This window comes from Microbacterium sp., assembly GCF_047602155.1.
Taxonomy (GTDB): Bacteria; Actinomycetota; Actinomycetes; order Actinomycetales; family Microbacteriaceae; genus Microbacterium.
Window position 1 is genome coordinate 1,576,975 of the sequence record NZ_JASGHZ010000001.1, and the last position, 21,160, is coordinate 1,598,134.

Genomic DNA, 21,160 nt, shown 5'->3' on the forward strand with positions numbered 1-21,160 from the left:
CTGCAGTGGTTTGTCACGCAGGATGTGGTTTTTCAGTGGCCGGGGCGGGGGAGCGTTCGTGGCGTGCGGCGTAGGGTGGCCAGGCCGCGGGGGTCCATCGGGCGGACCTGGCGCACCTTGGCGGCGACGAGCACCCGGCACAGGGGGGCGACGCGGAACGCATCGGCCAGATCCCAGCGGCCGAACGGGTGACCGCCCCGCCGCAGGCGGTCTTCTCGGCGCTTCTCCTCCCGGAGGTGGCGTTCGGCGGCCACCGGGTCGGCGAGGTCGTATTTGCCCCAGCCATCGCTCTCGCCGAGCGACCGCGACGACGGGAAGATGAAGTCGCAGCGGTCCTGAAATCCCTCGTAGAAGAAGACGGGTTGCAACTCGGGGTCTTCGAATCCCGCCCAGCGGATGACGGCCCGGCTCACGGTCTCGCCCGGCGACTCCGCACGAGGGTCTGCCATCCCGAGCACCCACTCCAGCCGCGCTCGGCCCCGTCGGTTGGGTTGCTCGGCGACGTGCGCGCGAAGAGCCGCGACGGTGAGAGCGCCGCCCTGCGCGGGAGAGATGGCGGCATCCGTCACGGACAGCCCCTGTGCGGCGGGCAGCACGCGCGCGAGGTCCGCCGCGGTGTCGAGGAGCGATGTGACCCGGATGCCGGCGATCACGACGACCTCACGCGCGCTCTCGCTCGTGTGCACGCAGACGTCGCCGAACCGACGTGAGGCGGTGCGCCCGGGGTCGAAGACGTGGATGTCACGCGTCTCGCCGAACAGGGGAAGCCCGAGGATCACGGCCGCCGACTCCAGGCAGAGGATCGCGTCGGGGTGCGCGAGGAGGAAGGCGTGGACGCGCACCTCGTAGCGCTCCCAGGGCTTCAGGCGCTCCCAGGCGGCCCGCTCGACGTAGACACCGGAGCGTACGCGGTGGTAGGCGGCAGTCGTGACCGGGAGGTGCAGGTCGCGCGCGACGGCTGCCGCGATCAGCGGAACGGGCGAGCGCGTCGCCGCGCGGGATGACAGCAAGAGAGGCATGCCACAGATTGTGCTCACTCCGCCGCCGTCGTGGGGTTCCAACGCCGCGATCTGTGGACAACTCGCGCACATCGCCCGCTGGGGAGGAACTTCCGCCATCGCGCCGCCCCGGCATCCGCCCCCGCCGTCGTCGCCCCCGTCTCCCCCGCCGTCTCGCCCCGTGAGAAACCACATCGCGCGTGAGAAACCACTTCAGATGTGGTTTCTCGTGCAGAAAGTGGTTTCTCGACGGGAGGGCGGGGGCGGGGCGCGCGGCGGATGCACAGGTGGATGGGGGAGGATGGAGGGTGGTGCGCTGAGGCGGCGCACGGCGAAGAGAGGCTGGCGAATGGCGCAGGCAGCGGCGGGCAACCGCAACTGGTTCGCGATCTGGGTGAGCGTGGCGGTCGTGGCCGTCATCGCCGTCGTGATCGCGCTCGTGGTGATGATGAACAACAAGGCGACCGACCCGGGGGTTCTGCCCCAAGCCAGCGGGATCGACCAGGAGACCGGCGCCGTCACGTTCGGCGACGGGCAGGACGTCGTCGCCACCTACGTCGACTTCATGTGCCCCTACTGCAACCAGTTCGAGCAGGCATCGGGCTCCACCATCACGCAGCTGATCGACGAGGGGCGGATCACCCTCGAGATCTACCCCGTGCACATCCTCGACAGCCGCTCGCAGGGCACGCAGTTCTCCAGCCGCGCCGCGGCCGCCTTCTACGCGGTCGCCGAGGCCGACCCGGCGCACTCCTACGCCTTCATGCAGGCGCTGTTCAAGAACCAGCCCGACGAAGGGACGACCGGCCTCACCGACGAGGAGATGATCCAGATCGCGAAGGATGCCGGGGTCGACATGACCGACGAGCTGGAGCAGACCATCCTCGACCAGAAGTACCTCGAGTTCGCGCAGGCGCAGTCGCTGCCCGAGGGATCCACCGGCACGCCGACGCTCCTCGTCAACGGGAATGTCATCAGCATCACCATGGACCCGGAGACCGACATCGTCGCGAATCTGACCGACTGAGCGGGGATCGGCCGGCGGTTTGGCGCCCGGACTCCTCTCACGTATACTAGATCTTTGGTGCCTTGCGCCTTCATTGGCGTGTCGCCGCACCGAAAACCCACCCACCGCAGACCGGCCGGTCTGCACAAGCGACAGCGAGGCTATGGCTAAGAAAGACGGTGTCATCGAGATCGAGGGCGTCGTGTCCGAGGCTCTCCCCAACGCGATGTTCCGCGTTGAGCTGACCAATGGACACAAGGTCCTGGCCACGATCTCCGGCAAGATGCGGCAGAACTACATCCGCATCATCCCCGAAGACCGCGTCGTCGTGGAGCTCTCGCCCTACGACCTCACCCGCGGCCGCATCGTCTACCGCTACCGCTAGACCGGTCGAGAAGTAACGAGCGGACGGATGCCGCCGGCATCCGTGCGACTCGAAGACAGCGAACAGGAAACATCATGAAGGTCAACCCCTCCGTCAAGCCCATCTGCGACCACTGCAAGGTCATCCGTCGTCACGGTCGCGTCATGGTCATCTGCAAGTCGAACCCGCGTCACAAGCAGCGCCAGGGTTGACGTGAGACGTGTCAATGCGGCGCAGCCGCGTTGACACGCGAACGTCAAGGTTGAGCGAGGCCGCGAAGCGGCCGCGTCGAAACCCCAGCACGAACACACAACTCAATACGTTTCGGCAGGATCAGAACCGCGACAGCGGGGACACCCCGGGTGGAGGCCCGGGCACCGATCCTGCTCCACACCTCCACCAACTCCTAGGAGAAACCGCATGGCACGTCTTGCCGGCGTTGACATCCCGCGCGACAAGCGCGTGGTGATCGCCCTCACCTACATCTACGGCATCGGCCGTACCCGTTCGGTCGAGATCCTCACGGCCACCGAGATCGACGAGTCGATCCGCGTGAAGGATCTCACCGACGACCAGTTGGTCGCCCTGCGCGACTACATCGAAGGCAATTACAAGGTGGAGGGTGACCTGCGCCGCGAGGTCGCCGCCGACATCCGCCGCAAGGTCGAGATCGGCTCGTACGAGGGTCTGCGCCACCGTCGTGGCCTGCCCGTGCGCGGGCAGCGCACCAAGACGAACGCGCGCACCCGCAAGGGTCCCAAGCGCACCGTCGCCGGCAAGAAGAAGGCCGGCCGCAAGTAAGCGCGCCCCGGCAAAGGTTGAGGAGAACAAGAGCAATGGCACAGGCCAAGACCGCCGCGCGCAAGCCGCGCCGCAAGGAGAAGAAGAACATCGCGCTGGGCCACGCCCACATCAAGTCGACGTTCAACAACACGATCGTCTCGATCACCGACCCGTCGGGCGCCGTCATCAGCTGGGCGTCGTCGGGCGGCGTGGGCTTCAAGGGCTCGCGCAAGTCGACCCCGTATGCCGCCGGCATGGCGGCCGAGTCGGCCGCCCGCCAGGCCGCCGAGCACGGGGTCAAGAAGGTCGACGTCTTCGTGAAGGGTCCCGGTTCGGGCCGCGAGACCGCGATTCGTTCGCTGCAGGCCGCCGGCCTCGAGGTGGGGTCGATCTCCGACGTCACCCCGCAGGCGCACAACGGATGCCGCCCCCCGAAGCGCCGCCGCGTCTGATCTTCGGATGCCGGGACACCGCCGCGCGCGGTGGGCCCGGCATCCGTCTGGAAAAACTCAACACACTCAGAAACCCACGTGTCATATAGCGGGCACGTGACCGAAAGGAACACATAGTGCTCATCGCACAGCGTCCCACCCTGACCGAGGAGAAGGTCGGCGAATTCCGCAGCCGCTTCGTCATCGAGCCGCTCGAGCCCGGTTTCGGTTACACGATCGGCAACGCGCTGCGCCGCAGCCTGCTGTCGTCGATCCCCGGTGCCGCGGTCACCAGCATCCGGATCGACGGCGTGCTGCACGAGTTCAGCACCATCCCGGGTGTCAAGGAGGATGTCACCGAGATCATCCTCAACATCAAGCAGCTCGTGGTCTCGTCCGAGCGCGACGAGCCCATCACCGCGTACCTGCGCAAGACCGGCGCCGGTGAGGTCACCGCCGCCGACATCTCGGCGCCCGCCGGTGTCGAGGTGCACAACCCCGAGCTGGTCATCGCGACCCTGAACGACTCGGCGAAGTTCGAGCTCGAGCTCACGATCGAGCGCGGCCGCGGCTACGTGTCGGCCACGCAGAACCGCAACGAGTACGCCGAGGCCGGGCAGATCCCGATCGACTCGATCTACTCGCCGGTGCTGAAGGTCTCGTACCGCGTCGACGCGACGCGTGCCGGTGAGCGCACCGACTTCGACAAGCTCGTGCTGGACGTCGAGACCAAGCCCTCGATCGCCCCGCGCGACGCCGTCGCATCGGCCGGCCGCACCCTGACCGAGCTGTTCGGCCTGGCGCGCGAGCTGAACGTCGAGGCCGAGGGCATCGAGATCGGCCCCGCGCCGGTCGCCGAGGTGCTCACCAACGAGCTGTCGATGCCGATCGAAGACCTCGACCTGTCGGTCCGGTCGTACAACTGCCTCAAGCGCGAGGGCATCAACACCGTGTCGGAGCTCGTCGCCCTGTCGGAGACGCAGCTCATGAACATCCGCAACTTCGGTCAGAAGTCGGTCGACGAGGTGCGCGACAAGCTCATCTCGCTCGGCCTGTCGCTGAAGGACTCGGTTCCCGGGTTCGACGGTGCGCACTTCTACGGCGGATACGACGACGAGACCCTCTGACCTGCACCCGACAGGTCTGCTGACACTTTCCATCTGGAGTAATTGACATGCCCAAGCCCACGAAGGGTCCCCGCCTCGGAGGCGGCCCCGCCCACGAGCGCCTGCTGCTCGCGAACCTCGCTGCTGCGTTGTTCACGCACCGCTCGATCACGACGACCGAGACCAAGGCCAAGCGCCTGCGTCCGCTCGCCGAGCGCCTCGTCACCTTCGCCAAGCGCGGCGACCTGCACGCCCGCCGCCGGGTGCTGTCGGTCATCGGTGACAAGGAAGTCGTGCACGTCCTGTTCGCCGAGATCGCGCCGCTGGTGGCCGACCGTGAGGGCGGTTACACCCGCATCACCAAGATCGGCAACCGCAAGGGCGACAACGCGCCCATGGCCGTCATCGAGCTCGTGCTCGAGCCGGTGAACCCGAAGCCGAAGTCGGCGAAGAAGGCCGCCGCCGCGGCTCCCGCCGCCGAGGTCGCCGACGAGGCTCCTGCTGCCGAGGTGTCGGACGAGGATGCCGCCGTCGCCGAGGATGCCGCCGAAGAGGCTGCGACCGAGGCTGTCGCCGAGGCCGACGAGGCGCAGGACGCCGCCGACGAGGTCGACGCCGCCGACAAGGGCGAGTAAGCACCCCGCTTCGCACGAGGCCCGCACCCCCAGGGGTGCGGGCCTCGTGCTGTGCACGGCGCGGAGCGTGGGCGTGGCGGCGGACCGGTACTGTGGCGGGGTGAGTGAGCAGCTTCCCCTGAGTGCGCGGGTCGGCGAGCCGGTCGAGCCGCCGCTGCCGCGGCATCCGGACGTGGCGGTGTGGCGCACGGCGACGCCCGCCGACATCGACGCGATCCACGCCGTCATGGTGGCCGCCGAGAAGATCGACCACCCGACGTGGACGAGTCCGCGCGAAGAGGTCGCCGACACGTTCGATCTGCCGCACATCGACCCCTCGCGCGACACGATCATCGGGTGGCACGCCGACGGGCGCCCGGTGGCGTTCGGCAGCGCGTTCCTGCATCCGGCGCGCGAGGGAACCCTCACCGTGCACCTCTTCGGCGCGGTGCTGCCCGAGCTGTGGCGCCGCGGCATCGGGACGCAGGTGCAGCGGTGGCTCGTCGCGCGAGCGCTGCAGCAACTCGCCGAGGTCGCGCCGACGCTGCCGGCTCTTTTCGGCAGAGGGGAGTGGGAGGCGAACCTCAAGGTCTACGCCGACGAGGTGAACCTCGGCATCCCGCGTCTGGCCGAGCAGGCCGGGTTCGCGCCCGAGCGCTGGTTCACCTCGATGCTCCGCGACCTCGCGGGCGAGGAGGCGGAGGCGGTGCCGACCTTGGCCGCGCCCGACGGTATGCGCGTTGTGGAATATACGCACGATCGCGACGAGGATGCGAGGCTCGCGCGCAACGATGCGTTCCGCGATCACTGGGGGAGCCTGCCCAGTGCGCCCGAAACCTGGGCGAAGTTCGTGGGCGGGGAGTTCTTCCGCGCCGACCTGTCGCGCCTCGTGCTCGATGCCGACGGCGCGATCGCCGCGTTCTGTCTCGCCTCGGTCAATGAGGACGACTGGGAATCGCTCGGCGCCAGTAACGCCTACATCGACCTGATCGGCGTCGTGCGCGCGCACCGTCGGCGGGGGCTCGCTCCGCTCGCGATCTCGGGCACGCTGCAGGCGATCGCCGACGCGGGGCTGGAGAAGGCCGTGCTCGACGTCGACACGGCGAGCCCCACCGGTGCGCACACCCTCTACGAAGGGCTCGGCTTCCGCGCCACCGAGCGCTCGGTGGCGTTCGTCCGGCACGTCTGAGGCGGCATCCACCGCCATCACGGGCCGGGCGTCAGCGCGGGGCGAGGGCGGGGGCGGTGGCCCAGCGGATGAGCTCGATCCGGTAGCGCGCCTGGGCGCGCTGATTCTCGGCGCCGTCGACGGCGCCGGCGACCGCCTCGGCGAACACGGCGCCCCCGGCCTCGCCGGGATGGATGCCGTCACCCGCCAGCAGGTCGGTATGCCCGCCGATCGCCTGCGCCCAGTCGGCCACCACGACCCCGGGGTGCGCGGCGGCGAACGCGGCGAGGTCCCGGTTGACGCCGTCGATCCAGTCGCGCGGCGCGAAGGCGTTGACGAGCACAAGCGTGCGAGACGGACCGACGATGTCGTAGATGCTCTGCAGCGCCTCCGCGGAGACGGGGCCGTTGGTGCCGAGCCCGACGACGACGTAGTCGCGCAGGGCGCCCGCGGCGGCGAGCGCGCTGACGATGTCGTCGCCCGCCCACATCGAGCGCGATACGGCGGCATCGATCTGGATGCCGGGGAACCTCGCGAGCAGTCCGCCGGACGAGGCCAGCATGACCGAGTCGCCGATCGCGCTGATCCGGCTGCCGTCGACCGGCACCGTCGCCGGCGGCTGCGGGCGTAGATGCGGATCGGCGCATGCGGGTGCCGGCCGAGCCGCGCGGCCTGCCCACGGGCCGGAGGCGCAGTCGGAGGGAGGTGTGGATTCGGCGGTGCGAGACTCCGCATCCACGACGGCGGTCGCCGGCGTGGGCGACAGCAGCACCGTCCGGGCGCCGTCGGCGGGGCCGGGCGCGCCGACAGATCCCGTGGCGTCGCCTTCGGCAGGGGCGGATGCGGCGCCGGCTCCTGTCGTGGCGCCGGCCTGCGATGCCTTCGGGTCGGGCACCCCCGTCGTCGCGGCATCCAGTGCCCGCTGCCCCGCCTCCACGGCGGCCTGGCTGGAGGTCACCGGTGGCGCCGCGCCGATGGCCGCCGCCGTGCCCCCGACGACGAGCAGGCTCGCGCTGAGGGCGGCGACCGCGCCGAGCCGGCGGGGCGGGGTGGAGTGCAGCCGGGCGGTGAGCGCGCGCCACGCGCCGCCGAAGCCGAGCGTCCGGACGGGTTGCTCCAGCATCCGGTACGACAGCGCTGCGAGCGCGACGGTGACGAGGGACGCGGCGACTCCGACGGCGACCGGCACCGCCGTGTCGGCGAACGAGCCGGTGGCGGCGATCGTCAGCAGCACGACGACGGGCCAGTGCCACAGGTAGATGCCGTACGAGCGCGCTCCGATCCACCGCAGCGGCGCGATGTCGAGACGCGATCCGAGGGCGGATCCGGGGGCGACGGCCGCCGCGATGACGGCCGCCGTGAGAAGGGATGCCGCGAACGGAATGTACGGGTACGCGGCCGCGCCGCCCGGCACGGCGGCGACGGCGACGATCCCGACGAGCGCGGCGATCCCGACCCCCGTGCGCCAGCCGCCGGCCCGCGGACCCGCCGCGACGTCGACCGGGACGGAAGGCACAGCGAGGGCGAGGGCGACGCCGATCAGCAGCCCGAAGGCGTGCGTGTCGGTGCCGTAGTACGCGCGTGTCAGGCCGCCGCCGAGCGCCCCGCCCACCACGGCGACCGCCCAGGCGCCCGATGCCATGGCCAGCCCCACGGCGAGCCCCGCCCGCGGCCCCGGCAGCAGCAGCACCAGCGGCAGCAGCAGCGGCCACAGCAGGTAGAACTGCTCCTCGACCGCGAGCGACCAGAGGTTGCGCAGCAGCTCGGGTTCGCCGCCGCTGAAGTACGAGGCACCCGCCGACACGGCGAGCCAGTTGTACGAGAAGGTCGCCGCCCCGAGGGCCTGCCGCCCCAGGCTCACGAGCACGTCGCCGCCGACGAGCAGGGCGGCCGACGCGCTGGCCGTCACCACCAGCAGCAGTGCCGGCAGCAGGCGGCGGGCGCGCCGGGCCCAGAATGCGCGCAGCGCGATGCGCCCCGACGCCGTCAGTTCGCGCCGCAGCAGCGAGGTGATGAGAAAGCCCGAGATGACGAAGAAGACGTCGACGCCGACGAACCCGCTGTGCAGGATCCCCGCCGGGAACAGGTGGTACGCCACGACCAGCAGCACGGCGACGGCGCGCAGACCGTCGAGTCCTGCGTACCGTGGCGCAGTCGAAGAAGTCATAGGAGGCGAGGGGGCGCGGCATCCATCGAACGTGCCGCGCAGTCCCTCCAGTGTACGAAACCAACCTGGATGCGCCCCGGCCCCGCCGATCGGGGAACCGCGTCTGCCCCGTTGCGCGTGCCAAAAGCAGGGCAAAACCGCCCGAGACCGCTCTGAAGAGCCGCTTTCGGTCGGTTGGCCCTGCTTTTCGCACGCCTTCGCGAGTATCAGCGGGGCGACCGATCGGCGGAACCCCGCGAGTAGGCTGGCGGGGTGCGGCTGCGCTTCGACCTCGCCTACGACGGCACCGGATTTCGCGGGTGGGCGCGTCAGCCCGACCTGCGCACCGTGCAGGGCACGCTCGAGGCCGCGATCGGCCGCATCCTCGGCGGGGACCCGCAGCTCGTCGTCGCGGGCCGGACGGATGCCGGCGTCCACGCCTCCGGCCAGGTCGCCCACCTCGACCTCACCGAGGCGCAGATCCGGCGGCTGCACGCCGTGCGCCCGGGCGCCGACGCGGGGGCGCACGCGGCGGAGCGGCTCGGCCCGCGGGTAGGTGGGGTGCTGGGGCAGTATCCCGACATCGCGGTGCACCGCACGGCGCTGGCCGCGCCGGGGTTCGACGCCCGCTTCTCGGCCGTCTGGCGTCGCTACGAGTACCGGGTCGCCGACCGCGTCGCCGGCTACGACCCGCTCGAGCGGCACCGCACGACGACCGTGAACGCCCGCCTCGACGAGACCGCGATGGATGCCGCCGCCCGCTCGCTCGTGGGCCTGCACGACTTCGCCGCGTACTGCAAGTGGCGCGAGGGCGCGACGACGATCCGCACCCTGCTGGAGTTCGGGTGGCGGCGCGATGACCGCGGCATCCTGGTCGCGAACGTCAAGGCCGATGCGTTCTGCCACAGCATGGTGCGCGCCCTCGTCGGCGCGTGCGTCGCCGTCGGCGAGGGGCGGCTCGACGTCGAGGACGTCGCCGACATCCGCGACGAGGGCGTGCGCACGAGCGACGTCAAGGTGCTCGCGGCCCGTGGGCTGACGCTGACCGAGGTGGGGTATCCGGCCGATGATCTGCTCGCCGCCCGCGCCGAGCAGACCCGGGCGCGCCGCCGGCTCGACGACGACTGAACCCGCGCGGAATCGTCGTGGAGTCGGATGCTGCGGCGCCCCGCAGCCGATTCTGCGCGGGTCTTCCGATTCCACGGGCCGGCTCATAGGCGGCAGGCCTAGGCTGGCCTCACGATGAAGGTCATCTCCTACAACCTCAACAAGCACAAGGCGGCGGGCGAGCTCGCGGGGCTCGTCGAGGAGACCGGCGCCGACATCCTGTGCCTGCAGGAGGCGGTGACCGAGGAGCTGCCCGCCGAGATCTCCGGGCTGCACCTCGCCGACGCGACGGCCCGCAACCGTCTCGGGCTGGCGGTCTACTACCGCCGCAACACGTTCACGGCCCTGGAGGTGCGCTCGCTCGCGTTGAAGAAGTCGATGCACGACCGGGTGCTCAAACCCGCCGAAGAGCGGATGCTCGCGGTGCGTCTGCGCGACATCGATCACGGGCGCGAGCTGATCGTCGCGAGCTTCCACGCCGCCCCGCTGACCGCGCTGAACTCGCTGCGGCGCAAGCAGATCCAGTCGGCGCTGGCCGAGCTCTCCAGCCTCGGCGACAACCTGCCCATCCTCATGGTGGGCGACTACAACTATCCGGTCTTCAAGGAGAACCTCGTGCAGAAGGTGCGCGCGGCGGGCTACGAGCTGACCCTCAGCGACGCTCGCACGTACACGCGCTACAAGTTCTTCCGCGGCCACTACGACTTCGCGACGAGCGTCGGCTTCGACATCGACGACATCACGACGCTGCCGCAGGGGCTCAGCGACCACCTGCCGATCCTGGTGACCGCCCGCACCTGATCCGCCCCGGATGCCGGGTCAGGCGACTCCCACGGCCCGGTTCCACTGGTCGCCCCCGCGCTGCTGGGCCTCGTCCGCCGCGCGCTCCGCGGCTGTCTCGAGGTCGCTCAGTGCGTACCCGACGACCTCGACCTGGGCCCAGCCGGCGCTGGCCGACAGGCGCACCGCGAGCGGCGAATCCGCCCCGGCGTCGGCGACCTTCTCCAGCAGCTGCGCGAGCACCTGGCGCACCGCCCCGACGGGGCGCGGCAGCAGCACGACGAACTCGCTTGCGCTGCGCTGGTCGATGTCGGCGTCGGCGGGCAGCGCACCGCGCAGCACCGCCGCGAATCGGCCCACGATCTGGTCGTACGCGTTGGTGCTCGATGCTTCGCGGAGCGCTTCGGGGTCGTCGAGCCGTACCACCAGCAGCGACCACCAGGGGTCGTGCGCCTCCTGCGCGCGCTGCAGCCGGTCGAGCGCGACCGTCCGGAACGAGCTCGGCACCGCGGCGGCGGACGGCTGCTGCAGCCGCGTGAGCAGCAGCAGTGTCACGACGGCGCAGGAGAGGTACAGCAGCGCCCCGAGCGTGTTGAGCGTGCGGTTGGTCTCGAGCACGGCCTCGGCAGGCCCGCCGGTCGACAGGCGCACCACTTCGGAGACCGACCCGAGCACGGCCATCATGATGTGCCCGGCGGAGATGAGGGCCAGCGGCAGGATCTCGTCGCGCAGCAGCGGGCCCAAGCGCGCCAGCTCGAGGATGGTCAGGGCCGAGAACACCGCCGATCCGAGGAACATCACGCGAATCGCCAGGAGGAACAGGTCGGTCTCGGCGAGCAGCGCCAGCACCGCGGCGGCGAGGACCGTGAACGCGGCGGCCACGGGTGCGTACGAGCGCGCGGCGCCGCGCCACATCCGCAGACCGGTCCAGACCAGGGCGATCATCCCGAGCATGAGCCCGGATGCCGCGGCGCGCAGGGCGTCGGCATCCAGCGCATTGCCGCCCGCCCACGCGTAGGAACCGACCATCGTCCCGGCGAACGAGAGCGACCAGGTGGCAGACGCCCGGCTCGGGCGCGGGAGGAAGCCGAGCCCGATGTACAGGAGCGTCGCCAGCGTCGAGAGGGCGACCAGGGCGGTGGTGAGGTCGGGAACGATCACGACGGCATCCTTTCGGCGGTCTCGGCGAGGCGCGGCAGCACGAGGGTCACCCGCGTGCCCCGGCCCACGAGGCTCTCCACGTGCAGCGCGCCGTGGTGCTGTTCGACGACCTCCTTCACGACGGACATGCCGATGCCCGCCCCGGAGATGCCGCTGGCGCGCGCCACGTCGCTGCGGAAGCCGCGGTCGAACATCCGGTCGCGCTCGTGCGGCGCCATGCCGATCCCGGTGTCGGCGACCGTCAGCCGCACCTGCTGTGCGGTGTGGACGGCGGACATCGTCACGGTGCCCCCGCGCGTCGTGTACTTGATCGCGTTTCCGACGACGTTGTCGATGGCCTGACGGAGCCGGAACGCATCGCCCCACACCTCGCCCACCCCGCGCAGATCGTGGTGCAGCGCCACCCCCGCCGACGCCGCCGTCGGGCCGAACCCGATGAGCGACGCCTCTGCCACGGTGCGCAGATCGACCGGCTCGAACGGCTCGTCCGAGAGGCTGCGCCCCTCGAGCACCGTCGTGACCAGGCGTTCCATGCGCTGTCCGGCGTGTTCGATCACGCCGAGCTGGCGGGCGATGTCGGCGGGCAGGTCGTCGCGTTCGAGCATCAGCTCGGCGTGCCCCAGGATCGCCGTGAGCGGATTGCGCAGCTCGTGCGAGACGACGGCGCTGAAGGTGGCGCGCTCACGTTCGGCGGCGACGGCCTCGGTGACGTCGTTCACGATGACGATGTTCGACGCCGTCTCGACGACGTCCGGGGTGATGGGGCGCATCGTCACGTTGAGGGCACGCCACCGCGCCTCGCCGTCGAACAGCCAGACACGCCGGTCGACCCATCGGTCACCGGCGGCGGCGCGCGCGATGAGGGTCTCGTCGGGGCCGAGCGCGCGACCGCGGTGGTCGTCGTACTCCACCGCGCCCGTCGGGGTGAACTCGGAGATGGATGCGGCCCCGTACAGCCGGAGGAAGGCGGCGTTCGCGTCGATCAGCACGCTGTCGCGGTCGATGCGGGCGAGGCCCGTGTCCAGCGAGTCGGCGAGCAGGGCGGTGCGCCGCGCCTCGGACTGGGCGCGCACCCGGGTGCGGTCGAGCTGGGTGAACTGGCGGCGCAGCAGGTGGCTGATCGCCCGGGTGCGCCGGGCTCCGATGTTGATCGTGACGCCCATGAACCCGAGGCACAGCACCAGGACGATCGCCCGCTGCAAGAGCGTCGGCGACAGGTCGCCCACGAAGGCGTCGAGGGTGACGAAGACGCCGATCAGCACGATCGCCGCCGCCAGCCACGGCAGGCGGTAGTAGGTGGCGATCCACGCGACGGGAAAGACCCACAGCAGCGACGCGCGGGTCTGCCCGGCGACGGATATCAGCGCGATCGCCGCGATGTCGGCATAGGGCAAGAGCGCCACGCCGGCCGCGGGGACGCGGTGCCACGGGACGAACAGGCATGCGCAGGTGAGGACCACGACGCCGCTGGCCCCGCCCAGGAAGGCCGGGTCGCCGAGCCGGGCGGGCTCGATCAGCATGATCGTCGCGGTGATGGCCACCGTGGCGGCGGCCAGGATCAGCTGCCATCGCCAGATCGACCGCGTGCGCACCGGTGCGTGCGTCATCGTGCCCCGATCACCCGCGCGGCGGGGTCGGCCGCACGGGATCCTCCGGCCGGAGTGCGCGGTAGCCGACGGCGCGGAGCGTCTCGATGAAGCGCGGCTCGGCGACGCTGTCGCCGAGCTTGCGGCGCAGATTGGTCATGTGCGTCTCGATGCTGCGCTCGTCGGCGTCGGTCACCCACGTCGAGGCGGCTCCGTCGTCGCGCAGCGCCGCGACGAGGTCGGCCTTGCTGCGCACTTCGGGGGCCGCTTCGAGCAGCGTGGCGAGCAACTCGAATTCGGTGCGCGTCAGCGTCAGCGGCTGGCCGCCCAGAGTGACGGAGTGCGTGTCGCGGCGCACCTCCAAGCCGTCGCGTCCGCGCAGAGCCGGTCGCACGGTGGCGGACGACGAGCCGGAAGACGCTGCGGTGCCGGCCGGCGCGCGGTCGGCGTCGCTCCCGGCGCGGGGCTCCGAGACCTGCCGGCGTCGCTGCGCGGCGAGCACGCGAGCGCGCAGCTCGCGAGCACGGAAGGGCTTGGTGATGACGTCGTCCGCGCCGGCGCTGAAGCCGAGGATCGCATCGGCCTCGTCGGTGAGGGCGGTGATCAGGATGATGTGGGTATCGCTGTGCTCACGGATGCGGCGCGTGGTCTCGAACCCGTCGATCCCGGGCATGTTGACGTCGACCGTCGTGATGTCGGGGCGGTGGCGGATGACGGCATCCACCCCCGCGTATCCGTCTCCGGATGCGATCACCTCGAACCCCGCGCTGGAGAGCACCTGCACGAGCAGGTCGCGCACGTCGGGGTCGTCGTCGATGACGACGGCGGTGCGTGCCGTCGAATCGTCCACGGTGATCTCCTCCGATGCGGCGTCGGGCGGGGTAGCGCTTCCTCGATTGTGCCAGACCCCGCTCCGGGGGCGACCGGGACACGGCGGCGGTGCGCGCCGGCGAGCCGGGCGGATTTAACACGGCCGCCTGTCGCCCCCGGCGCGCGCCATCGGCGTAGCGTGGACGGTGTTACCGGTGGAGCCGCCGACGGGGGAGGGACCATGAGCGACACGATCATCGTCGGCGTGACCGGAGCGCCGGTCTCGGACCGGGCCGTCGCGTGGGCGGCGACGCGTGCGGCAGCCCGGCACCAGCGACTGGAGCTGTGGGCGGTCGTGGGCGGGGCGATCGGGACGGTGGGCGAGGCGTCGGTCATCAGCGACGCCCTGGATGCCGCCCAGTCGCTGCTCGACGCCCGCGTCACGACCGCGCGGGAATGCGGTCTCGACGACACGCGCGTGAGCACGCGGATGGAAGCGGGCGATCCCGTCTCGACCCTCGTCGACGCGTCGGCGCACGCGGCGCTGCTGGTGATCGGCAGCGACTACCGCGGGCCCGACGGCGGCCCGGCACGCGGGTCGCACGGGTTCCGGGTCGCCGCGGCAGCGAAGTGCCCGGTCGTCGTGGTGCCCGACCTCGACCTCTCCGATGGCGACGACGGGCGCTCGGGCGTCGTGGTGGGCATCGACGGGTCGGAACTGTCGGAGCAGGCCCTGCGGTTCGCCGCCGCCGAGGCCGATCGGCTGGGCGAGAAGCTCATCGCGATCAGCGTGTGGACGCCGCTGGAGGCGCCGCGCAACGACCTGGCCGTGTACCCCGAGGCGTACCTGGAGAACATGCAGGCCGCGACCGAGGAGGTGCAGAGCCTGGCCCTCGCGGGCCTCGCGACCGACTACCCCGACCTCGTGGTCGAGCGGGTGGTCGCCCAGGGCTACCCCTCGCACGTCATCAACGCCCGCGCGGCCACCGCGCGGATGGCCGTCGTCGGCACGCACGGCCGCGGGGCACTGGCCCGCTTCCTGCTCGGCTCGATCAGTCACGAGGTGCTGCAGCGCCTCGCCACCGTCACCGCCGTCGTTCGCTGAAGAACGATCCTCTGGGAGAGCTGGGGAGAGCTGGGGAGAGCAGCGCGTGGGGCCACTGTCTTCAGTGGCCCCACGCGCCCGGTTCTCACTTCACGATGTACGTGGAGGCCTCGGCGAGAACGCCGTCGCTGACCGTCGTCGGTCCGCCGAGCGCGATCACCCGCTTCGGCTTCAGGCGCGTCAGTTCCGCGCGGATGACGTCGGGCAGGCTGTTGGTCGGGGTCAGCAGCACCGGGCCGCCGTACATCGAGACGGCGGCACTGCCCGACAGGGCGTCGGGGAAGTTGGCGCCGCTGGCGAGGTAGACGACGTCGACGCCGGGTGAGAAGGTGTTTGCCGAGATGGCGGCCGACGTCGCATACCGGTCGGAGCCCGACAGACGTGTCACGCCGCCCGTCGTGTAGGCGGCCGCGGCATCCATCACCGCCTGCGACACCGAGGGCGTTCCGCCGAGGACGACGATGCGGCCGGGCTTCAGACGCGTCAGCTCCTCCTTGATCGCCGTGGGGATCTCGGTCGGGGTGACCAGCAGCACGGACGATCCGTCCTTCGCCGCGGCCGCTCCGCCGGAGAGGGCGTCGGGGAAGTTCAGGCCGTTGCTGAGGTAGACCGTCGGAACCCCGGGGTCGAAGGTCGCCGCGGAGATCTTTGCCGAGGTCTCGAAGCGGTCCACGCCGTTGATGCGTGTCGTTTTGACCGAGGCGTAGGAGCTCGCCGCGGTCAGCACGGCATCCGACACGGTCGTCGGCCCGCCCAGCACGAAGATCTGTTGCGGCTTGAGGCGCGTGAGCTCGCTGCGGACGGCGTCGGGGATGCTGTCCGGGGACACGAGCAGCACCGGGCCGTTCTGCAGCCCCGCCGCAGCTCCCCCGGAGAGCGCGTCGGGGAAGTTCGCCCCGCTCGTGAGGTACACCGCCGCGACGCCGGCGCTGAACGCCGAGCTGGAGATGGTGGCCGACGTCGAATAGCGGTCGGCGCCGGCCAGGCGCTCGCCCGGCGCCGTGGACCCGGTCGGGATGCCGGAGTATCCGGCGAACACCTGGGTGTAGTAGGGCCGGGATCCGTTGCAGGCGACGCCGATGCCGGTGTAGTTGTACGACGCGTTGAGCATGTTCTTGCGGTGCCCCTCGCTGTTCCACCACGCCGTCGTGACCTTGGTGGGCGCATAGCCGTACGCGACGTTCTCGGCGGCGGCGTACCAGCCGGAGGGGATCTGCGTCGAGTAGTTCGGGTTGTGGCTCATGCTGTTCGCGGATGCCTGGCTCTGCGACCAACTGGTGGCGACGGCATCCATGTTCGTGTTGTGCATGAGCGGCGCGACACCGTTGGCGGCGCGCGAGGCGTTGACCTCGCTGAAGATCTGCTGGCGTACCTGTTCCAGGGTCAGCGAGGTGCAGGACAGGGCGGTGTCAGCGGCGGATGCCGGCGTCACGGCGCCGCCGAGCAGCAGCGCGAGAGCCGATACCGCCGCCGTGGCGACGCCGAAGCGTCGCCCAATGCGAGTGGTCACGATGTGATCCTCCGGGGGGGGACGGAAGAGGTTTCTTCTAGACCTGAATATCACGAATCACGCGCGACACGCCAGTTTCCGCGGCGGATTGACGACCGGGTCAGGGCCGTCCCATGCCGAAGTACGTCCAGCCGGCGGCGCGCCAGGCAGCGGGGTCGAGGGCGTTGCGCCCGTCGACGACGACCCGCCCGGCGGCCAGCGTCGCCGCGTGCGACGGGGAGAGCTGACGGCGGTACTCGTCCCATTCGGTGACGAGCACGACGGCGTCGGCGCCGGTCAGAGCCTCGTCGCGGTCGTGCACGTACGTCAGCTGCGGGTGCACGCGGGCGGCGTTGGCCAGGGCCTCCGGGTCGGTCACGGTGACCCGTGCGCCGAGGCCGTGCAGGCGCACGGCGACATCGAGCGCGGGGGAGTCGCGGATGTCGTCGCTGTGCGGCTTGAAAGCGGCGCCGAGCACCGTGATCCTCTTCTCGTACACCTGCCCGCCGAGCCCGTCGACGACCAGCTGCACGGCGCGGTCGCGACGGCGCAGGTTGATCTCGTCGACCTCGCGCAGGAAGGCGACCGATTCGCCGCGGCCGAGCTCTTCGGCGCGCGCTGAGAAGGCGCGGATGTCTTTGGGCAGGCATCCGCCGCCGAATCCGATGCCCGCACCCAGGAACCTGCGGCCGATGCGCACATCGTGCCCGATCGCGTCGGCGAGCTGGGTGACGTCGGCGCCGGTGACCTCGGCGATCTCGGCCATCGCGTTGATGAAGCTGATCTTCGTCGCGAGGAAGGCGTTCGCCGCGACCTTCACGAGTTCGGCGGTCGCCAGGTCGGTGACGATGAACGGCGTGCCCCCCGCGACCGCCGGGGCATACACCTCCCGCAGCACCCCCGCGGCATCCTCTCCGCCGGCGACCCCCACGACCAACCGATCCGGGTCGATGGTGTCCTGCACCGCGAACCCCTCGCGCAGGAACTCGGGGTTCCACACGAGGGTCGCGCCGGTGGCCTCGACCCGCGGTGCGAGGGATGCCGCCGTCCCGACCGGCACCGTGGACTTGCCCGCCACGACGTCGCCGGGGGACAGGTGCGGCAGCAGAGCGTCGATCGCCGCGTTCACGTAGGTGAGGTCGGCGGCGTAGCCGTCTTTCTGCTGCGGTGTGCCGACGCCGACGAAGTGCACGCGGGCGCCGGATGCCGCGGCCATGTCGGTCGTGAACGTGAGTCGTCCCGACGCGATCCCCTCGGCGAGGATCTCGGGCAGCCCGGGCTCGAAGAACGGCGCACGGCCGGCCGACAGCGCGGCGACCTTGCGTTCGTCGACGTCGATGCCGACGACCTCGTGGCCGATCGACGCCATCGCCGCCGCGTGGACGGCCCCCAGGTACCCGCATCCGATCACAGAAATTCGCATGGGATCGAGCCTACCGGCGCGGGTCGCGGCGACGCCGGTCGTTTCCCGATCGACGCGCTCGTTTGGTGGCGGCATCCGGATGCCGTAAACTATCCCTTTGGTGCCGGTGCTGATCCGGTGCCACGAACGTGAGCCCTCCACTGGCGCCTTCCCGGTTCTGACCGCGCAAGAGCCCCGGAGCGGGATTCACGAACCTCTCCGTTCGATCAAGAAAGCAGCACTACTGTGACGCGCACCTACACCCCCAAGGCCGGTGAAGTGACCCGTGAGTGGGTCGTCATCGACGCCACCGACGTGGTCCTCGGCCGCCTCGCCAGCCACGCCGCCGCCCTCCTCCGCGGCAAGCACAAGCCCACCTTCGCGAACCACATCGACACCGGTGACTTCGTCATCGTCGTCAATGCGGAGAAGGTGGCCCTGACCGGTCAGAAGCTCAACCAGAAGATGGCCTACCGCCACTCGGGCTACCCGGGCGGCCTCACCGCCACCAGCTACGCCGAGCTGCTCGAGAAGAACCCGGTCCGCGCCGTCGAGAAGGCCGTTCGCGGCATGCTCCCCAAGAACAGCCTGGGCCGCCAGCAGCTGTCCAAGCTCAAGGTCTACGCGGGCGCCGAGCACCCGCACGCGGCCCAGCAGCCCACCCCGTACACCTTCGGCCAGGTCGCTCAGTAAGCGCCGCTTCGAACCAGGACATCAAGGAAACGAACATGGCGAAGATCGCTGAAACCATCGAAGAGGCTCCCGAGAGCTACACCACCGAGAGCGAGGCCGCTCCGGCCGCCGCGGCGCCCCGCCCCGTGCTCTCCGTCCCCGGTGCCGCCGTCGGCCGCCGCAAGCAGGCCATCGCCCGCGTGCGTCTGGTCCCCGGTTCGGGCACGTTCACGGTGAACGGCCGCACCCTCGAGGACTACTTCCCGAACAAGCTGCACCAGCAGCTCATCAACGACCCGTTCACGGTGCTCGACCTCGCCGGCGCGTACGACGTCATCGCGCGCATCTCCGGCGGCGGCCCGTCGGGCCAGGCCGGTGCGCTGCGCCTGGGCATCGCCCGCGCGCTCAACGAGATCGACGCCGAGAACAACCGCCCGACCCTGAAGAAGGCCGGCTTCCTCTCCCGCGACGCCCGCGTCAAGGAGCGCAAGAAGGCCGGACTCAAGAAGGCCCGTAAGGCTCCGCAGTACTCGAAGCGTTGACCCGACTGTTCGGCACGGACGGCGTGCGGGGGCTGGCCAATGGCCCTCTCACCGCCGAACTTGCGCTCACCCTGGCCCAGGCGACGGCTGTCGTCCTGGGCCAGGGGCGTATCGCGGAGGCGCGCAAGGCGGCGGGCAAGCGGCTCACCGCCGTCGTCGCCCGCGACCCGCGCATCTCGGGGCAGTTCCTGTCGGCCGCGGTCGAAGCGGGCCTGGCATCCTCCGGCGTCGACGTGCTCGACGCCGGCACCCTGCCGACCCCGGCGGCCGCCTTCTTGATCAACGACATCGATGCCGACTTCGGGGTCATGATCTCGGCATCCCACAATCCCGCCCCCGACAACGGGATCAAGATCTTCGCGCGGGGCGGCGTCAAGCTGCCCGACGAGGTCGAGCAGCGGATCGAAGACGCCATGGCGGGCGACAAACTGCGCCCGACCGGCGCCGAGGTCGGCCGCGTCGTGCGGTTCGCCGATGCGGAAGACCGCTATGCGATCCACCTGCTCGCGTCGCTCCCGCATCGCCTCGACGGCCTGCACGTCGTGCTCGACTGCGCGCACGGCGCGGCATCCGGAGTGTCGCCGGAGACCTTCCGCAATGCGGGGGCCAAGGTCACTGTCATCGGCGCCGACCCCGACGGCATCAACATCAACGACGGCTACGGCTCGACGCACCTCGACCGCCTCGCCGCCGAGGTCGTGCACGTCGGCGCCGACGTGGGCATCGCGCACGACGGCGACGCCGACCGTTGCCTCGCGGTGGATGCCGACGGCCGGGTGGTGGACGGCGACCAGATCATGGCCATCCTCGCGGTGGCGATGAAGCAGCGCGGGCGCCTGTTCGACGACACCCTCGTCGCGACCGTCATGAGCAACCTGGGGCTGCATCGGGCGATGGCCGCGCACGGCATCCGGATCGAGACGACCGGGGTCGGCGACCGTTACGTGCTCGAGCGGATGAACGAGCGCGGATACTCGCTGGGCGGTGAGCAGAGCGGCCACGTCATCATGAGCGCCTATGCCACGACCGGCGACGGCCTGCTCACCGGCCTGCACCTGTGCGCCGAGATGGCGCGGCAGCGCCGGACGCTCGCGGATCTGGCGTCGGTGATGACGGTGTTCCCGCAGGTGCTCATCAACGTGCGCGGCGTCGAGCGCTCGCGCGCGCAGGATGCCGACGTTCTCGCGGCCGTCGAGGTGGCTGCGGCGCAGCTGGGCGACAGCGGCCGGGTGCTGCTGCGCCCGTCGGGCACCGAGCCGATGGTGCGCGTGATGGTCGAGGCCGCGTCGGAAGCCGACGCGCAGCGCCTCGCCGAGCAGCTCGCCGAGGTCGTCCGCGGCTGACGGTTGCGGGTCGCCCCGGACGGCGGCTCACCCCCGCGGGTGGCTCACCAGTGCCGGTGGCTCACGCCGACCGGGGGCTCACCAGTGCCGGTGGCTCACGCCCGCGGGTGACTCACCAGTGCGAACGGCTGCGCCGCGAGGCGAGAAACCCCACGGCGAGACACAGGAACACCGTCCCGGCGAGCGCGACACCGCCGCCCACCGACTCGCTACTGCCGACCCACGCCAGCACGTCGCCGACAACGTCGTTCACCAATTGCGCCATGGCTTCCCCCCAGAGGCGTAGCACGCGTGCGGTGGCCCCCCACCGCATTCCCCAATGAGGCGACGCTAGCGCATCGCCGCGCGTCACGCCAGTGGCATCCCGCTCGGCGTGTCGCGGCGGGCCGCTTCATCCGGCGCCTTCGCCGCCGTCGCGTTCATCCGTCGCCTTCGCCGTCGTCCCGTTCATCCGTCGCAGATCGTGGCTATTTCGGCGGGTGGGCGTGATGTGCGCCGGATGAGGCGTGCCGCAGCCCGCTCATCCGTCGCAAAAGCCGACGATGCC

Annotated in this window: 22 protein-coding genes; 14 read left to right on the forward strand and 8 right to left on the reverse strand. The window is 70.9% G+C overall.

The window, feature by feature from the left end; genetic code table 11:
- Positions 1–32: 32 nt before the first annotated feature.
- Complete coding sequence (locus QM720_RS07250) at positions 33–1,019, reverse strand: hypothetical protein (RefSeq protein WP_415125458.1); 987 nt, start codon at positions 1,017–1,019, stop codon at positions 33–35.
- A 328-nt stretch (positions 1,020–1,347) separates the two neighbouring features.
- Between QM720_RS07250 and QM720_RS07255 the strand changes: the two genes are divergently transcribed.
- From QM720_RS07255 to QM720_RS07290, 8 genes are all read left to right on the forward strand, one after another.
- The gene (locus QM720_RS07255) at positions 1,348–2,025 is read left to right on the forward strand and encodes a DsbA family protein (protein WP_415125459.1); all 678 of its coding nucleotides are present in this window, start codon (positions 1,348–1,350) and stop codon (positions 2,023–2,025) included.
- A gap of 142 nt (positions 2,026–2,167) precedes the next feature.
- On the forward strand, positions 2,168–2,389 hold the full coding sequence (gene infA / locus QM720_RS07260) for a translation initiation factor IF-1 (RefSeq protein WP_005050493.1): 222 nt from the start codon (positions 2,168–2,170) through the stop codon (positions 2,387–2,389).
- A 74-nt stretch (positions 2,390–2,463) separates the two neighbouring features.
- Positions 2,464–2,580 carry a 50S ribosomal protein L36 gene (gene rpmJ, locus QM720_RS07265; protein ID WP_005050492.1) on the forward strand — a complete coding sequence of 39 codons (117 nt, stop codon included), beginning with the start codon at positions 2,464–2,466 and terminating at the stop codon, positions 2,578–2,580.
- Positions 2,581–2,788: 208 nt separating this feature from the next.
- Positions 2,789–3,169, forward strand: coding sequence for a 30S ribosomal protein S13 (gene rpsM / locus QM720_RS07270; RefSeq protein WP_415125460.1), 381 nt, complete (start codon positions 2,789–2,791; stop codon positions 3,167–3,169).
- Positions 3,170–3,204: 35 nt separating this feature from the next.
- The gene (gene rpsK / locus QM720_RS07275) at positions 3,205–3,603 is read left to right on the forward strand and encodes a 30S ribosomal protein S11 (protein WP_194582672.1); all 399 of its coding nucleotides are present in this window, start codon (positions 3,205–3,207) and stop codon (positions 3,601–3,603) included.
- A 116-nt stretch (positions 3,604–3,719) separates the two neighbouring features.
- Positions 3,720–4,709, forward strand: coding sequence for a DNA-directed RNA polymerase subunit alpha (locus QM720_RS07280; protein ID WP_415125461.1), 990 nt, complete (start codon positions 3,720–3,722; stop codon positions 4,707–4,709).
- Positions 4,710–4,756: 47 nt separating this feature from the next.
- Positions 4,757–5,323: a 50S ribosomal protein L17 gene (gene rplQ, locus QM720_RS07285; protein ID WP_415125462.1), complete on the forward strand. Its 567-nt coding sequence runs from the start codon at positions 4,757–4,759 to the stop codon at positions 5,321–5,323.
- A gap of 100 nt (positions 5,324–5,423) precedes the next feature.
- Positions 5,424–6,491, forward strand: coding sequence for a GNAT family N-acetyltransferase (locus tag QM720_RS07290; protein WP_415125463.1), 1,068 nt, complete (start codon positions 5,424–5,426; stop codon positions 6,489–6,491).
- A gap of 31 nt (positions 6,492–6,522) precedes the next feature.
- On the opposite strand, the gene QM720_RS07295 is transcribed toward QM720_RS07290, so the two are convergent.
- Positions 6,523–8,637, reverse strand: coding sequence for an acyltransferase family protein (locus QM720_RS07295; protein WP_415125464.1), 2,115 nt, complete (start codon positions 8,635–8,637; stop codon positions 6,523–6,525).
- Between the two features lie 252 nt (positions 8,638–8,889).
- Between QM720_RS07295 and QM720_RS07300 the strand changes: the two genes are divergently transcribed.
- Positions 8,890–9,744 (forward strand): tRNA pseudouridine synthase A, encoded by an 855-nt coding sequence (locus tag QM720_RS07300; RefSeq protein WP_415125465.1) that lies wholly within the window; start codon positions 8,890–8,892, stop codon positions 9,742–9,744.
- Positions 9,745–9,858: 114 nt separating this feature from the next.
- On the forward strand, positions 9,859–10,524 hold the full coding sequence (locus QM720_RS07305; RefSeq protein ID WP_415125466.1) for an endonuclease/exonuclease/phosphatase family protein: 666 nt from the start codon (positions 9,859–9,861) through the stop codon (positions 10,522–10,524).
- Between the two features lie 18 nt (positions 10,525–10,542).
- Here the strand turns inward: QM720_RS07305 and QM720_RS07310 are convergent, their stop codons facing one another.
- Genes QM720_RS07310 through QM720_RS07320 form a run of 3 tightly spaced genes read right to left on the reverse strand, consistent with a single transcriptional unit; the run spans position 10,543 to position 14,100 of the window.
- Complete coding sequence (locus QM720_RS07310) at positions 10,543–11,664, reverse strand: hypothetical protein (RefSeq protein WP_415125467.1); 1,122 nt, start codon at positions 11,662–11,664, stop codon at positions 10,543–10,545.
- Positions 11,661–13,271, reverse strand: coding sequence for a sensor histidine kinase (locus tag QM720_RS07315; RefSeq protein WP_415125468.1), 1,611 nt, complete (start codon positions 13,269–13,271; stop codon positions 11,661–11,663). Before QM720_RS07315 ends, QM720_RS07310 begins: the two co-directional genes overlap by 4 nt.
- Positions 13,272–13,281: 10 nt before the next feature.
- Positions 13,282–14,100 carry a response regulator transcription factor gene (locus QM720_RS07320; RefSeq protein WP_415125469.1) on the reverse strand — a complete coding sequence of 273 codons (819 nt, stop codon included), beginning with the start codon at positions 14,098–14,100 and terminating at the stop codon, positions 13,282–13,284.
- 201 nt (positions 14,101–14,301) lie between these two features.
- Here QM720_RS07320 and QM720_RS07325 point away from each other — a divergent pair, with 201 nt between their 5' ends.
- Entirely contained in the window at positions 14,302–15,165 is an 864-nt protein-coding gene (locus QM720_RS07325) for a universal stress protein (RefSeq protein WP_415125470.1), read from the forward strand.
- 85 nt (positions 15,166–15,250) lie between these two features.
- Here QM720_RS07325 and QM720_RS07330 read toward each other — a convergent pair whose 3' ends face one another.
- Entirely contained in the window at positions 15,251–16,675 is a 1,425-nt protein-coding gene (locus QM720_RS07330; protein WP_415125471.1) for a cell wall-binding repeat-containing protein, read from the reverse strand.
- Positions 16,676–16,775: 100 nt separating this feature from the next.
- Positions 16,776–18,077: a UDP-glucose dehydrogenase family protein gene (locus QM720_RS07335; RefSeq protein WP_415125472.1), complete on the reverse strand. Its 1,302-nt coding sequence runs from the start codon at positions 18,075–18,077 to the stop codon at positions 16,776–16,778.
- A 225-nt stretch (positions 18,078–18,302) separates the two neighbouring features.
- On the opposite strand from QM720_RS07335, the gene rplM reads away from it, so the two are divergent.
- Genes rplM through glmM form a run of 3 tightly spaced genes read left to right on the forward strand, consistent with a single transcriptional unit; the run spans position 18,303 to position 20,613 of the window.
- A complete protein-coding gene (gene rplM, locus QM720_RS07340) occupies positions 18,303–18,749 on the forward strand; it encodes a 50S ribosomal protein L13 (RefSeq protein ID WP_415125473.1) in 447 nt (148 codons plus the stop codon).
- Positions 18,750–18,784: 35 nt separating this feature from the next.
- Complete coding sequence (rpsI, locus tag QM720_RS07345) at positions 18,785–19,270, forward strand: 30S ribosomal protein S9 (RefSeq protein ID WP_415125474.1); 486 nt, start codon at positions 18,785–18,787, stop codon at positions 19,268–19,270.
- Positions 19,267–20,613: a phosphoglucosamine mutase gene (glmM, locus tag QM720_RS07350; RefSeq protein WP_415125475.1), complete on the forward strand. Its 1,347-nt coding sequence runs from the start codon at positions 19,267–19,269 to the stop codon at positions 20,611–20,613. Before rpsI ends, glmM begins: the two co-directional genes overlap by 4 nt.
- Positions 20,614–20,725: 112 nt before the next feature.
- Here glmM and QM720_RS07355 read toward each other — a convergent pair whose 3' ends face one another.
- Positions 20,726–20,866 carry a hypothetical protein gene (locus QM720_RS07355; RefSeq protein ID WP_415125476.1) on the reverse strand — a complete coding sequence of 47 codons (141 nt, stop codon included), beginning with the start codon at positions 20,864–20,866 and terminating at the stop codon, positions 20,726–20,728.
- Between the last annotated feature and the right edge of the window lie 294 nt (positions 20,867–21,160).